Below are 577 nucleotides of genomic sequence, written 5' to 3' on the forward strand. Positions count from 1 at the left end.
TTTACCATTCACTTGAACAGTTGTTCCTGCAAAGGTTGGTGTCCCTGTTTGTGTTGCACCTTGAATATCTTTAGAAGTTGCAGGGTTTGCTGTTGGAACAGCCGCTACAACTGTTGGTGTGTAGGTTGCATCGGATGTAATTGTTGCAGTCTTACCGTTGGCATTTGTAATAGTAGCAGTTGCTTGAACAGTTACTCCTTGTGCAGTGCCTACAAAATCTTTTTCAGGAGTAAAGGTTACCGCTCCAGTCGTTGGATCGATTGTATATGTTCCTTCACCTGCTACTTTCACACTGGTTTCATCAGTAGGCTGGCCAGTTACTGGATTTACTAATTTCTTGCTAGTAATCTTCGTAGCCTTGTCATTGCTTAACTCAAATGTAGGCGTTTGAGTTTGAGGGACATTTTGCACATCCTCAGAAACCTTATTAGTAGGGCTGATTGTGGTTGGGGTTACTGTTGGAGTGTAGGTCGCAGAGGCTTTAGTACCATTCATATCTTCACGGACAACTGTTACGGCTGATGCAGTACCTGTAAAGCTTGGTTCTGGAACAAAGGTTACTGTTCCATCTGCTGCT

The 577-nt window shown here is 43.5% G+C and carries 1 pseudogene; it reads right to left on the reverse strand.

Going from position 1 to position 577, the window contains the following annotated elements:
- A pseudogene (locus HMPREF2619_RS11705) lies at positions 1-577 on the reverse strand (cell surface protein); the annotation flags it as partial.

Source organism: Streptococcus sp. HMSC074B11, assembly GCF_001808705.1.
GTDB lineage: Bacteria > Bacillota > Bacilli > Lactobacillales > Streptococcaceae > Streptococcus.